We start from the raw sequence: 13630 nt of genomic DNA, 5'->3' as shown, positions 1-13630 counted from the left end.
TCCATGGCTATAGCAACAGGAATTAAACGGCTATCGTCAGGATTAAAAAGCTTCCCCGAAAGGATTGTTAACCCCGGTCTTACCCTCTTTCCGCCACTGTTAAATATGTAACCGCCCGCTTCAAGAATGGACTTCACATCAGAACGCAAGAGTCTCCTTGCATAATCTTCACATGCTAAAAGCTCTTCTCTAATAACTTCAAAGGGTTTGAATATCTTCATACATGCCTTCCTACTTTATTTTTCTACTTCCTGGCTTCTCAAGAGGAATCTTCCCTTCCTTGCAGATAGGACAGTTTGAAGGTTCGTAGGCAGGAACATCTAACCGCCACAGTGTTACAAAAGGAACACCAAAATCCACCTTCCCACCACTTCTATCTACAAGGCTTCCGACTGCAACAACCTCAGCACCGAAAGATTTTACCACTTCAATTGTCTCTTTTGTTGATTTTCCTGTTGTAACAACATCTTCAACAACCAGAGCTCTTTCACCTGACTTTATCTCAAATCCTCTCCTTAAGACAAGGTTAACGCCATCTTTTCTCTCTGCAAAAATCCCTCTTACACCTACATGCCTTGCAGTTTCATAAGAAACTATTATGCCGCCAATCGCAGGGGCAATAACAAAATCGATATTAACGCCAAGCTCCTCAATCTTTTCAGCTATCTCCCTGCAGAGAATTTCAGCATACCTGGGATACTGAAGAACCTTTGCACACTGGAGATAATAAGGACTGTGAAGGCCGCTTGAAAGTAAAAAGTGACCTTCAAGGAAGGCATCCGTTTTAAGAAAAATCTCTTTTATCTCTTCTTCTGTCAACATTAAAACTCCTCCGGAAAGTTTAACTGAATTTTAGGCAGATTACTCTTATCTTTCAAGTTTATCAAAACCTGAAAGCTCTTCCCTGATAGGTGTCTCTCTCAACAAACCTGTTTCTTATTCTCTGAATCAATCGATTCTTTTCCCTTTTATCGCAGTAGCGAGGTGCAATTAGTAGCTCTGAAGGAGCCTCACCAGTTATCCTCTGAACAACCGTGTCAGGATGAAGTCTTTCGATAAAGTCAACCACAAGGTCAACATACTCTTCTTTCGAAAGTAGGGGGAACGGCGACTTTTCGTAAAGTCCGGCAAGCGGTGTATTTTTTATTATGTGGAGAGGATGAATCTTTACACCGTTTACTTTCAAGGCCCCAAGTATATCTGCTGTTTCTAACATCTCTTCTCTTGTTTCACCAGGTATTCCTAAAATAACGTGAGAGCAGACTTTTATCTTTTCATACTTCTTAGTCATAAGATATGCGTTTAAAAAATCGGAAAATCCGTGTCCCCGCTTCATCCACTGGAGAGATTTAAAATGTGGGCTTTCAAGGCCATACTCAATCCATACAAGATAATTATCCGTGTAACTATTAATAAGTTCAAGAATCTCTTTCGAAACGGCATCAGGACGCGTACCGACAATTAGACCAACAACCTCCGGGAAATTCTTAATTTCATCGTAGATGGACTTTAGTCTCTCAACGGGCGCATATGTGTTTGTGAAAGCCTGAAAATAGACAAGAAACTTTTTTGCTTTATATCGCCTTCCTATTCGCTCAATACCGATTGATATCTGTTCTCTTACCGATAATGTTCTTTTTGATGGATCGTACTCAGAACCTGCATAGCAGTATATACACCCTTCTGTCCCTTTTATTCCATCTCTATTGGGACAGGTGAATCCAGCATCAACCGTAACACGGTAAACCCGCTCGCCAAATATAGACTTAAGATATGAGGAAAAGGTTCTAAACCTCGCTTCCACAGTCTCTTCCTAAATAGTAGTGAAAGGCAGGAATGATCTCCTGCCCTCTATTACTCTTCTTCCTCTTCTTCAAATTCAAGGCCTATCGGAACAAGCTCGGCAACATCACCTATATTCCACTCTTTCAACTTCTCTTTACCTTCCTCTTCACACTCAAGGGGAACAGAGATAAAAAATCCCTCTCCAGATTGTCTGCAGTGCTGCGCAATTGCCTTTGCCCTATTTTCTGCCTCTTCTGTCTGAAGAGATTGGCAATCTTCAACCTGAATGGCTATCTGATACTCCACCTCTTCATCTTTATAAACGGCAAGGAAATCGGGCTTATACTCTTCGTCTGTATCAACGTCATACACTTCAAACCCTTCCATCTCAAGGACGGTTGCCATGAGTTCGGCAAGCTCTTCCCTTGTTAACTTCTCTTCCATAAATTCCTCCGAAATTCAGTAACTGTTTGAGTTAATTTATAACGCTTTAAAATTATTTCCATAAGAAAAGAGCTCTACCCGGCAACCTGAGAAACAGCAACTTTCTTGTTTATTATCTCAGCTGCTTTAATAGCAATATCCGCAGTAATTCTGGCACACCGTTCTCTCCTTTCAGCACTCCTTGGTGAAATACCCGTTTTCCTTGCCCAGTTCACAATAGAATCCCTGCAAAGAAGAGAATCGGGAGAAGCACCGGGAATCAAACTTCCATTACCGGAAAAGATAGGAAGGACAGAGTTGTTGTGAAACTCCACAAGTTCCTCTACGGCAGATTCTATCTCATCTTCAGGAAGAGAAACTGCAAAAACCACAAAAGCACCCGTAAGAGCTCCACATATTGAATGCCACTTAACGGGAATCTTCATCTTGTTTTCAATCACTTCATCAAAAGAGATATCAAGCCCTGCAGTCTCCACAAAAGCCCTTATTACTCCGTACTCGCAATCTCTTTCCCAGTAGCCTTTGTAAGCCACCTTTCCAAGCTCTTGCAGATCCTCCACTCTGTTCAGAGCCCTTTCACCAAGCAAATCTCTGTACTTCTTTATATTTTTCAAAATGTCTTTAATTTCAAACATGTTTCACCTCCTCAATGTCTATCGCTAATATATGAAAAGTACAATGAAAATCAAGAGAAACTGTGGTAAAATTTTTTATTATGAAAAAAGGGCTGATTGCACTGTTTATAACGTTACTTTCCATTTCAATAGCCAGCGCTTCAAACTGCCCATCTATAGAATCCGTAGAAAAACAGATATCTGGCATTTTCAAAAAGAGAATCCACGTCAAAGCCGTCTACCCGATAGGTATCGAAGGATTCTGCAGAGTAATAACAGCAGAAGCGGGGAACTTTTTCATAGATACACAGGAGAAATATCTTGTTCAAGGGCTTATTTTTAAATTGCCTGATAGACAGGTTGACAAAGACTTTCTCAACTTCCTCGAAAGAGCTGTCGACTTTAAAGTTGGTAAAGGCAAAAAGTACGTTTACGTAATCGTTGACCCCGATTGTAAAGCATGCAGAAACAGCAGTGACAAGATAAAAGAGTTTTTAAAAAATGGCATTCAGTTAAAGTTTATAGTAGCGCCATTTTCAGGAAAAGAGGCAGAAGAGAAAGCCTACAAACTTGTATGCAACCATGGCGGGCTGGAAATGTTTTTATCTGGAAATTACAGAGGGAAAGTCTGCAGCGAAGGGAAACTCAAGGTGTGGTCAGTTATGGATAAACTAAAGGCAAGAGGCCTCGTTGATACACCTGTCTTTATACTCCCGGACGGGAAAGTCTATTTGGGCGCAGAAAATGTGGAAAAGGTAATTGAAAGATTAAAAAGCAGAGGGAAGAAACCCTCTGCGAATTAGTTATCTAAAGGATAAACGCTTACAACCTTCTTGTTTCTTCTTCTCTCAAACTTAACTACACCGTCAACAAGGGCAAAAAGCGTGTAGTCTCTTCCAACACCAACATTAGCGCCGGGATGGACGCTTGTTCCTCTCTGTCTAACGAGGATATTACCGGCCTTTACTATCTGTCCATCGTGCCTTTTAACACCAAGCCTTTTACCAATCGTATCTCTACCGTTCTTGGTAGAACCCATACCTTTCTTATGTGCCATAACAAACCTCCGATTAGCCTACAATCTCTTCAATCTTTAGCTCTGTAAAGTGCTGACGATGACCATACTTTCTCTGATAGTGCTTCTTAGCCTTGTACTTAAACACAATAATCTTTTTGCCTTTACCGTGTCTTACCACTGTGGCTTTAACTTTAGCACCTTTAACTTGGTCACCAACCTTTACGCTTCCGTCATCATTTCTTATCATGAGTGTTTCAAGCTCAACCTCTGACCCTTCAGGTAGGTTGATCTTTTCAACCTTTAAAACCTGACCGGGCTCAACAACATACTGCTTTCCGCCGGTTCTAACAACTGCATACATTACGGAATACCTCCGGGTAATAAAGTTATAAGAAGCAGAGGTGTAATTTATAACAAAAATACCTCTCTGGTCAAGATGCAAATATATGCAAATTTAACTTTTCTGCCATACATTCACCGTTAAAAGGCACTATATTAATATCCGTTACCAATTTCAGGACAAAGGAGGAGAGTATGAACAGATTTTATGAAATAGAGAAGGCAGGGACGGCAGACTTTGCCTCTTTCCTTTCAAAGGTATTCTTAAATATGTTTTTGGGACTCTTGCTGACGGCAATCTCCGCCTACATGACACTTGCCACAGGCCTGTGGGCAAGGATAGGTACAGCGGGAGCTATCGGTTTTGGAATCTTGAGTTTCGTTCTTGTAATAATGACCGGCGTTTTAAGAAAGAACGGACTACTGGCAGGCATAATGTTTTACCTCTTTTCAGCCTGCGAAGGCATTTTACTTGCACCTATTTTTTACATTTACACCGGTGCCTCCATCATAACAGCTTTTGCCTCTGCCAGCATTCTCTTTGGAATAATGGCACTGCTTGCAATGACAAAGAAGGTCGATTTTAGACAGTTCGGAACCTATCTGTTCGTTGGACTGATAGGAATAATCGTTGCATCTCTGCTTAACATGTTTCTCTTTCACTCCGCAGGATTCAACATAGCAATAAATGCTATAACGATCATCATATTTTTAGGACTCACGGCCTACGACATACAGACACTTGAAGAGGTAGCATACACAGACGGAAACGCATTCTTCGGTGCTCTTGCCCTGTACCTTGACCTTATAAACCTTTTCCTCGCCATCCTGAGCCTGTTTGGCGAAAGAAGAGATTAACCGTAGGGCGGTTTAGCACCGCCCTTTTTAAAATATCTTCCAAAAAAATTCCTTTCCTTTCATAAAAATTCTTTTCCTTTCTCCCCTTGACGTCCAATCCCTCTCTATCTATATTTAAAATTGGAATTAACGAAATCTAAAATAACCTTTTAAGGGAGGGAACGATGTTTGGAGGATTTTTTGGTAGAAATAGAGGATTTGATCCCTTTGAAGATTTCTTTAGACTCTCAAAAGAGATGGAGAGAATGCTTGCAGAACTTACACGGTCATTTGGTGAAGTCCCTGGATTTGAAGTGGGATTTGAACCGAGAGTAGAGATGTACGAAACACCGGATGAACTGGTGGTAAGAGCTGAGATGCCGGGGCTTGACAAAGACAGCATAGACGTAAGAGTAAGGGGAAATCACCTTATTATAAAAGGTGTTAAAAAGCAGGAGCAGAAAGAAGAGAAAGAAAACGTTTTCTTCAGCGAGAGCTTCTACGGTGAATTTCAGAGAATAATACCGTTACCCGTAGAGGTAAAAGAAGAAGGCATAGAGGCAACCTACGACAAGGGAATACTTGAAATAAGACTTCCAAAAGCCGAAACGGCAAAGAAAGAAGTGAAAATAATAGTAAAAGAGCCGGAAGAAAAGGAAAAGGAAAAGGGAGAAAACGAAGAGAAGTAACCTCAGGCGGGGGATTCTTCTCCCGCTTTATTTCTTTCTCCTCATAAATCTTCACAAATCCCACCGTGGTAAAATTCAATCTGCACCATAAATTTCAACCTAATCACTTCCGACACACATAGGAGGCTTCCTTGCAGATTGAAATTGAAAAACTGGTTTACGGTGGGAAAGGACTCGGAAGATACAGAGGCAGAACATTCTTTGTGCCGTTCACAGCACCTGGAGACATCGTCGAAGTAAGGGAAACATCAAGGAAGAGCGGTTACAGTGAAGGTGAAGTTATAAAAATCCTGAAAAAGGGAAAAAACCGCATAAAGCCGCGATGCCCCTACTTTGGAAAATGCGGAGGATGTGACTGGCAACACATAGATTACGATTCTCAGGTTGAGTTTAAAAGGAGTATCCTTGAAGAGAACCTTCAAAAAATTGGAAGGATAAAAAAACCGAATATCGATGAGGTCATACCATCACCGTCACCCTGGCACTACAGAAACCGAGCCCAGCTAAAGGTTAAAAACGGTAAGGTCGGATTCTACGCAAAGGGAACCCACGAAATTGTTGACATAGACACCTGTTACATTCTAAAAGAGGACATTGCAGGCGCAATTCCAAAAATAAAAGAACTTGTTAAAAGGCTTGCAACTGAACCAAACGAGGTTCACATATACTCCTCTAACAAGAACGAAGTTATCCTCAAGCTTGTCTATCAGGGAAAGTTTAAAAAGGTGACGCTAAGCCTTGAAGAAATCAGAAATATTTTAGAGATAAACGTAATCGGTTTTGGCATCTACAAGACGGGCGAATCTGGATATCCTGAAAGAATTAAATTTTTTGGAAAAGACTTTACGTACGAAACGGTAGATAAGTTTAAGTTCCGCGTCAGTGCCGACTCCTTCTTTCAGGTTAACAGATTTCAGGTAGAAAGCCTCATTAAAAAAGTCTCCCGCGGTGCAATGGAATATCAATATCTACTTGCTGCAGACCTATACTGCGGCGTTGGAACGCTAACAATACCTGTAGGAAGGTACGTTCACAGGGCTTTTGGAATAGAGGCAAACTTTTCCGCAATAAGCGATGCCCTTTATAATAAAGACATAAATGGACTGAGAAATATAAGCTTTTACTGTCGCGAAACGGAAGAGGGTATAGAAATCATTAAAGAAAACAGCCCCGACTTAATAGTTATCGACCCACCAAGGAGTGGCTTAAGCCAGAGAATCATAAGGGAAATTGCTTCTCTTCCAAGACTTAAAAGGATCATCTATGTCTCCTGCAATCCGGCAACCCTTGCAAGAGATATAGCACTGTTCTATCAATACGGCATTCACATGGAAAAATCAAAACTCATAGATATGTTCCCGCAAACTTACCACATAGAAACAATAGCCTTTTTAAGGAAGGTGAAATAATGGCTGACATAAGTGTTGAACTTTTTGGTGTAAAGTTTGAAACACCCGTTTGGACTGCTTCAGGTACGTTTGGATTTGGTCTTGAGTACGAAAAGTACACGGACTTAAACCGTATAGGTGCCGTGTGTGTTAAAGGTCTATCAATAAAACCTAAAGAGGGAAATCCGCCACCAAGGATATGGGAAACGCCCTGCGGCATGCTTAACTCAATAGGCCTTCAGAATCCGGGCGTTTACCATTTCATAGAAAAAGTACTGCCAAAACTTAAAAAATACAGACTAAAGGTAATCGCAAATGTTTACGGAACGACCTACGAAGAGTACAGGGCAGTTGCAGAAGCCCTTAAAGGTGTTGAAGGCGTTCACGCAGTTGAGGTGAACATCTCCTGTCCAAATGTGAAAAAAGGCGGACTTGCTTTTGGAACAGATCCGAAAGAAGCGGCAAAAATAACAGAAATTGTAAGGAAAGCCACAGATAAACCCGTAATAATGAAGCTCTCACCAAACGTTACAAACATTGTGGAAATAGCAAAAGCCGTAGAAGAAGCCGGAGCAGATGCAATATCCGCCATAAATACCCTCCTTGGTATGGCAATAGACATAAGAACTAAAAAACCCAGGCTAAAAAATGTAGTAGGCGGACTTTCCGGTCCCGCCATAAAGCCGGTAGCTGTAAGAATGGTCTTCCAGATAGCGAAAGCGGTATCCATTCCCGTAATAGGAATTGGCGGTATAACCACCTGGGAAGACGCCGTTGAATTCATAATAGCAGGAGCTTCAGCCGTTCAGGTTGGAACGGCAAATTTCCTCAATCCAAACGCTGCTGTTGAGATCGCTGAAGGCATTAAAAAATATCTTGAAGATAATGGATATAGATGCATTGAAGAGATAAAAGGAAAAGTTAAAGTGTGAAAAGGGCGCCTAAAGCGCCCTTTCTCATCTCATGTTAAAGTAGAGAACTTTCCTTACATTACCGTTTACCAAAATATCCACCTCATACTTTCCCTGCGGCCAGTTTCTGTTCGGCGGCATTTCAAGGTAAAACTTGAGATAATTTTTGGTAACTGGACGGCTCAACGTAATGGATTTTCTTATGATGTACTCTTTTTCACCGGAGGGTCTTAAGTAGTACCAGACGGTGTCTATGTTTGCCTTTGCAGATGATGAGATTTCACATACGGCGTAAACACTTCTTGTATTGACTGGAAACGCTGGTTGAGTGCCTGCCCTCTCAAAAGCAGCAACAGAAAGCTCATTCATCACGGCACATCTGCCAAATCTTACTATACCAGCCGGTTTTTGATTGAAGGTAGTTTGAGGCTTTTTAATAACACTGCTGCTTCTATACAGAGCAGCTACCTGTTCAGGAGAAAGGGCATAGTTGAATATCTTTACTTCATCAATCATTCCTTTAAAGTCCGGATCAAAAAAGCTCCAGTAGGCAACAGGTCTTCTATCAAGCTTTATAGAAGAACGGAAAACAGGTTTTATCTCGTCAATAAAAGCGTACTCAAAAAACCAGCCGTTAGCCTTTGTAAAAAGGTCAACAGTCGTGTATCTCCTATTATTCCTCACAGGTATCGTATATACGTACCACCTCTTCCCATCCACCGTGGCAGTCTTTACTGTCTTCCCGTTAACCTTAAGAAGCATAACCCAATCGCCATTCCTATTACCAGCCACTTTCACTCTAATAGCTTTTATGTTCCGCTGTGGAAATCTGCACCTCAGGTGAGCCGGAACTGACGTTGAAACAGGATGAAGATAAAATGCACCCCCGCTACCACCCGGTGGAGGATTTGCATCGCCTATTGTCCTTATCGGATACTTCCAGCCAAAATGCTCCTGACTGTGATATATCGGTGTGCTTATTGTCTGGACAATCTGACAGTAGTTTGCCCAGTTTTCCTGATAGGCAAAGGCAAAGCCGGTATAAATAATAGAAAGTAGAAAAGCAAAACAGACAGTTAAAAAACATGGCTTTTTAAAAAAACCATATTTCCTCCCCGAAAGATAACTTGAGAAGTTGACGGAAAAGCCACCCCCTCGTAACTAAATTTATATTAAAAATTTTTAAGAGGAAAGATTTATGGATGGGAAATTTGCTTTTTTCCTACGAGGAAAAAAGGGCTTTGACTTTTGCAAGAAGAAGCTCATACTCAAGGTAGATAGAATCCACAAAAGCTTGAAGAGGATCTTCTTCCGTGAGACTTTCAGCAAAGTGTTCTTTCAAAAATTCAACAACTGCCTTTTCAAAACTGTCCCTATCGTGATTTTCTCTCTCTTCTTCGATAGCTTTGGAGAGAGCTTCCTCTTTTGAAAGCCCTCTCTCTATGTTGTTTTTATATTTCTCTTCAAGTTTCTTTTTAATCTCTTCCATTACAGTTCTCTCTCAACGGTTTCTATTGTGTAACACTCCACGACATCACCAACCTTAATGTCGTTAAAGTTCTCAAGTCCAAGACCACATTCGTATCCAGCCTGCACTTCCCTGACGTCATCTTTAAACCTTTTTAAGGATGCAATCTTACCGTCGTAGATGATGACACCGTCTCTCACAAGTCTCACATTGGCGTTTCTTCTTATAACACCATCTTTAACGTAGCAACCGGCAACGGTTCCAACTTTCGGCACCTTAAATGTTGCTCTCACTTCAGCACTTCCAAGGTAAACCTCTTTTTCCTCAGGCTGGAGGAGACCCTGCATGGCTTTCTTGACTTCATCAACAATGTCGTAAATAACACGGTAAGTACGCATATCAACTTTTTCTCTCTCTGCCGCTTTTCTGGCAGCAGAATCAGGCCTGACGTTAAATCCAACAATAATGGCGTTTGACGCTGCTGCAAGCATCACATCATTTTCAGTAATGGGACCAACACCTGCGTGTATTATCTTAACTTTAACTTCATCTGTTGAAAGTTCTTCAAGGGATTTACGTATAGCCTCTATTGAACCTTGAGCATCGGCCTTGAGAACGATGTTAAGTTCTTTAACTTCACCTTCCTGTATCTGAGCAAAAAGGTCTTCAAGGGATACTCTCTTTTCCTTCTCAAGAGCAGATTCTCTGGCAAGCTCCTGTCTCTTCTCTGCTATCTTCCTTGCCGTCTTTTCATCCTTAACAACATAGAATTTATCACCAGCAAGAGGCACATCTTCAAGGCCGAGAATCTCAACAGCCATTGAAGGTCCTGCCTCTTTAACAGGCTTTCCTTTATCATCAAACATAGCTCTTATCTTGCCTGCGTAGAGACCTGCAACAATCGGATCACCAACTTTAAGCGTTCCGGACTGCACCAGCAACGTTGCAACAGGACCTCTCTGTTTATCAAGTTTAGCCTCAAGAACAACGCCACGAGCCTTTTTATTGGGATTAGCTTTAAGTTCCATGAGTTCAGCCTGAAGTGCAATCATCTCAAGAAGTTCATCAACACCTTCACCGGTTTTTGCTGAAACGGGCACCATAATAGTTGTGCCACCCCAGTCTTCAGGAATAAGGCCATGCTGCGTTAACTCCTGCTTAACTCTATCGGGATTTGCACCGGGTTTATCAATCTTGTTAATAGCGACAATTATAGGCACACCAGCAGCCTGAGCATGGTTTATGGCCTCTATGGTTTGAGGCATAACGCCGTCATCTGCCGCAACGACAAGAACAGCGATATCTGTTACCTGCGCTCCCCTTGCCCTCATTGCGGTGAAGGCTTCATGTCCCGGCGTGTCAAGGAAGGTAATCCTTTTCTTTCCTTCAGTTGTATCAACCTCTACAATGGAAGCACCTATGTGCTGCGTAATTCCGCCGGCTTCACGTTCGGCAACTTTTGTGTTTCTTATGTAGTCAAGGAGTGTCGTTTTTCCGTGGTCAACGTGTCCCATTACGGTTACAACGGGAGGTCTTGGTTTAAGATCCTCCGGTTTGTCCTCTGTCTCTTCAAGTTCCGCCTCAAGGACAGCCTCTTCCTCTTCGGCACCTTCAAGCTTTGCAACTTTTCCGTATTTTTCAACAAGCTTACTTACCGTTTCAAAATCTATCGCCTGATTAATGGTCACAAACTTACCAAGAGATATAAGGTCTGCGATAAGCTTATTAGGGTCTTCGCCCATCTTTTCGGCAAGCTCTCTAACAGAAATAACTTCCGGAACAATAACCGTTTTAGCTTTCTCTTCCTCTTCAATGAGCCTTTGAAGCTGTTCTTCTTCAGAGAGCTGCTCAAAAGGAACCTCTTCAGGTTTCTCTTCTTTTTTCTTTTTCTTCTTACGCTTTTTAGCCTTTGCCCTGTTTTTCTCTTCTATTTTACGCATAAGTTCCATAAAGTGCTTCTCACTTTCTCTCTCTTTCTCTTCTCTCTTTTTCTCAGCTATTATCGCTTCTTCCGTCTTGGATTTCTCTTTCTCCCTCTGTTCTTTGGTTGAAGCGACCAACTTTTCAAGCTGTTCCCTCGTGATTTTTTCCTCTTTTTTAGGAGCTGGCGCAGGACGCCTTCTGTCTCTCTGAGGATGCCTTCTGTCTCTCCTCTCTCTGTGACCTTTTTCTCCCTTTTCTTCCTCTCTCCTGCGAGGAGGACGACGCCTTCTGCGCCTTTTCGCAAGCTCTTCAGGTGAAAGAATCCTTACATCCTTCTTTTCTCTCTGTCTTCTTTCTCTTCTTGTCTCTTTTTCACCTTTTTTCTCTTCCTGTCTCTCAACTTTTTGAGAAGGAATGTTTGGTTTCAAAGGTTTAACTTCTTTTTCTGAAATAGTCTTCTCGGCAGAGACTTCAGGTTTCTCCACTTTTTCTATTTTTATAGGTTCTTTTTTTTGTTCAGCAGGTTTCTCTTTTCTTTTAACTGCAGGTTTCTTTTCAGGAGGTTTAATAAACTCCTTAACAAGCATAACCTGTTTTTCGTCAAGCCCTGACTGGGCATTTTTTACCTGAATATCAAGCTCATTTTTAAGTTTCTCTATCAGCTCTTTTGAACTCATTCCAAGTTCTTTAGCAAGCTGATACACTCTCGTCTTAGCCAATTACAACCTCCAAATTGTTTACGCCTTAAATATAAACACCCGCGCAATTATATCAACTTTTAAAAGGCGTTTTCTATGTGGTTAACTTTTACCCGACCTTCACCTTTTTCAATTCCTATAACATCAAACCTCAAACTCTCAAACTTAACCTTATAAGTACTTAAAAACTTAAAAGCTGCTTTCTTTACTCTTTCTATCTTCCTCTGGGTTACAGCCTCTTCAGGCATAACATGAGAACCGGATTTCCTTAATTTTACCTCAACAAACACAACTGTTTTAGAATAAGGATCAAAAGCAACAATATCAATTTCGCCGTAATAACTCCTGAAATTTCTCTTCAAAATAGAGTAACCTTTCTTGAGTAGATATCGGGAAGCAATCCTTTCCCCTTCTTCCCCTGAATTTACACTCTCTAACCCGCCCAAAACTCCTCCTGTGAACAGGTGAAGCACCGTTTTCTCTGAGTAAAATTATATGCTCTTTCGTAGGATAACCCTTATGCTTTTTAAAATTATATTCAGGAAACACCTCATGAATAGATTCCATTATAAAATCCCTTGTAACCTTTGCAACAATACTTGCAGCGGCGCAGGAAAGGCTTTTTTCATCACCTTTAACAAGATTGAGCTGATTCTTTCCAAAAGGAAGGAGAAAAACCGCATCGGTGATTGCAAAATCAGGTTTTACAGATAAAGATTCAACCGCCCTCATCATTGCCAGCTTTGTTGCATTTAAAATGTTTATTTCGTCTATTTCAATGCTGTCAGCAAAACCAACACCAACAGATATAGCCTTTTCAAAAATTTCAAAAAAAAGAGCTTTCCTCTGCTTCTCGGAAAGTTTTTTTGAATCTCTAAAGATAAAAGGCGAAATTCCTTTTGGAAAGACAACTGCGGCAGCAACAACGGGACCCGCAAGGGGGCCCCGTCCAGCCTCATCTATACCAACAACATACTTTTTTCCTGACTGCCACAGTTTTGACTCATAAAAGATTATTTTTTCTTTGTCATCCACTCTTTCTTCTCTTTAATTCTTGCAGCCTTACCCTTACGCTCTCTGAGGTAGTATAGTCTTGCTCTTCTTACAATACCTCTCTTGAGAACTTCAACCCTTTCAATCACCGTAGCATTAAACGGGAAAATCCTCTCAACACCGATTCCGTAAGAAACCTTCCTCACGGTAAAAGTACCGTCTGTGCCACTGCCTCTCTTTCTGATAACAACACCTTCAAATGCCTGGACTCTCTCTTTGTCACCCTCTTTCACTTTAACATAAACTCTTACGGTATCACCAGGCCTGAAGTCAGGAAGAGGGACCTTTGCGGCGTACTTCTCCTTTACCGCCTGCATAAGCTCGTCCATTCCAGCCATATCTAAAACCTCCAGAATTCATTTCACCGCTGTGCGAAGTTCAAATTATATTTGGAAAATTGGAAAAGTCAACCGCCGAAGGGAAATCAAGCATCTTTACACCACTTAGGCTTTCCAGGTAAGCA

At 41.4% G+C, this 13630-nt stretch carries 17 protein-coding genes and 1 pseudogene; 5 read left to right on the top strand and 13 right to left on the bottom strand.

What is annotated here, in order from left to right; translation table 11 throughout:
- From MV676_RS04700 to MV676_RS04680, 5 genes and pseudogenes are all read right to left on the bottom strand, one after another.
- A pseudogene (locus MV676_RS04700) lies at nt 1–221 on the bottom strand (polyprenyl synthetase family protein); the annotation flags it as partial.
- Between the two features lie 10 nt (nt 222–231).
- Nucleotides 232–822 (bottom strand): orotate phosphoribosyltransferase, encoded by a 591-nt coding sequence (gene pyrE / locus MV676_RS04695; RefSeq protein ID WP_022847645.1) that lies wholly within the window; start codon nt 820–822, stop codon nt 232–234.
- 61 nt (nt 823–883) lie between these two features.
- Complete coding sequence (locus MV676_RS04690; protein ID WP_297445614.1) at nt 884–1804, bottom strand: TIGR01212 family radical SAM protein; 921 nt, start codon at nt 1802–1804, stop codon at nt 884–886.
- A 50-nt stretch (nt 1805–1854) separates the two neighbouring features.
- Entirely contained in the window at nt 1855–2229 is a 375-nt protein-coding gene (locus MV676_RS04685; RefSeq protein ID WP_297445613.1) for a hypothetical protein, read from the bottom strand.
- Nucleotides 2230–2303: 74 nt separating this feature from the next.
- A complete protein-coding gene (locus tag MV676_RS04680; RefSeq protein WP_297445612.1) occupies nt 2304–2864 on the bottom strand; it encodes a C-GCAxxG-C-C family protein in 561 nt (186 codons plus the stop codon).
- A gap of 62 nt (nt 2865–2926) precedes the next feature.
- Here MV676_RS04680 and MV676_RS04675 point away from each other — a divergent pair, with 62 nt between their 5' ends.
- Nucleotides 2927–3646, top strand: coding sequence for a hypothetical protein (locus MV676_RS04675; protein WP_297445611.1), 720 nt, complete (start codon nt 2927–2929; stop codon nt 3644–3646).
- Here the strand turns inward: MV676_RS04675 and rpmA are convergent.
- On the bottom strand, nt 3643–3900 hold the full coding sequence (gene rpmA / locus MV676_RS04670; RefSeq protein WP_022847650.1) for a 50S ribosomal protein L27: 258 nt from the start codon (nt 3898–3900) through the stop codon (nt 3643–3645). The two genes, MV676_RS04675 and rpmA, sit on opposite strands and share 4 nt — an antisense overlap.
- Nucleotides 3901–3913: 13 nt before the next feature.
- The gene (gene rplU, locus MV676_RS04665) at nt 3914–4222 is read right to left on the bottom strand and encodes a 50S ribosomal protein L21 (protein ID WP_297445610.1); all 309 of its coding nucleotides are present in this window, start codon (nt 4220–4222) and stop codon (nt 3914–3916) included.
- A gap of 173 nt (nt 4223–4395) precedes the next feature.
- On the opposite strand from rplU, the gene MV676_RS04660 reads away from it, so the two are divergent.
- From MV676_RS04660 to MV676_RS04645, 4 genes are all read left to right on the top strand, one after another.
- Nucleotides 4396–5058: a Bax inhibitor-1/YccA family protein gene (locus tag MV676_RS04660; RefSeq protein WP_297445609.1), complete on the top strand. Its 663-nt coding sequence runs from the start codon at nt 4396–4398 to the stop codon at nt 5056–5058.
- Between the two features lie 164 nt (nt 5059–5222).
- A complete protein-coding gene (locus tag MV676_RS04655) occupies nt 5223–5726 on the top strand; it encodes an Hsp20/alpha crystallin family protein (protein ID WP_297445608.1) in 504 nt (167 codons plus the stop codon).
- 131 nt (nt 5727–5857) lie between these two features.
- Entirely contained in the window at nt 5858–7135 is a 1278-nt protein-coding gene (locus MV676_RS04650; RefSeq protein WP_297445607.1) for a class I SAM-dependent RNA methyltransferase, read from the top strand.
- Nucleotides 7135–8046: a dihydroorotate dehydrogenase gene (locus tag MV676_RS04645; protein WP_297445606.1), complete on the top strand. Its 912-nt coding sequence runs from the start codon at nt 7135–7137 to the stop codon at nt 8044–8046. Before MV676_RS04650 ends, MV676_RS04645 begins: the two co-directional genes overlap by 1 nt.
- 24 nt (nt 8047–8070) lie before the next feature.
- Here the strand turns inward: MV676_RS04645 and MV676_RS04640 are convergent, their stop codons facing one another.
- The 6 genes from MV676_RS04640 to rplS all read right to left on the bottom strand — a co-directional run bounded on the left by MV676_RS04640 (nt 8071) and on the right by rplS (nt 13496).
- Nucleotides 8071–8817, bottom strand: a complete 747-nt coding sequence (locus MV676_RS04640) for a hypothetical protein (protein WP_297445605.1) — start codon at nt 8815–8817, stop codon at nt 8071–8073.
- A gap of 430 nt (nt 8818–9247) precedes the next feature.
- A complete protein-coding gene (locus MV676_RS04635; RefSeq protein WP_022847657.1) occupies nt 9248–9514 on the bottom strand; it encodes a hypothetical protein in 267 nt (88 codons plus the stop codon).
- Nucleotides 9514–12135: a translation initiation factor IF-2 gene (gene infB / locus MV676_RS04630; RefSeq protein WP_297445604.1), complete on the bottom strand. Its 2622-nt coding sequence runs from the start codon at nt 12133–12135 to the stop codon at nt 9514–9516. The genes MV676_RS04635 and infB overlap by 1 nt, the downstream gene beginning before the upstream one ends.
- Before the next feature lie 59 nt (nt 12136–12194).
- Nucleotides 12195–12515, bottom strand: a complete 321-nt coding sequence (locus tag MV676_RS04625) for a YraN family protein (RefSeq protein WP_081638860.1) — start codon at nt 12513–12515, stop codon at nt 12195–12197.
- A complete protein-coding gene (locus MV676_RS04620; RefSeq protein ID WP_297445603.1) occupies nt 12439–13149 on the bottom strand; it encodes a ribonuclease HII in 711 nt (236 codons plus the stop codon). Before MV676_RS04620 ends, MV676_RS04625 begins: the two co-directional genes overlap by 77 nt.
- Nucleotides 13128–13496, bottom strand: coding sequence for a 50S ribosomal protein L19 (gene rplS, locus MV676_RS04615; protein WP_027720119.1), 369 nt, complete (start codon nt 13494–13496; stop codon nt 13128–13130). The genes MV676_RS04620 and rplS overlap by 22 nt, the downstream gene beginning before the upstream one ends.
- Nucleotides 13497–13630: the final 134 nt, after the last annotated feature.

The organism is Desulfurobacterium sp. (genome assembly GCF_027028515.1).
GTDB lineage: Bacteria > Aquificota > Aquificia > Desulfurobacteriales > Desulfurobacteriaceae > Desulfurobacterium_A.
This window is presented reverse-complemented; position numbering and strand designations above follow the sequence as displayed.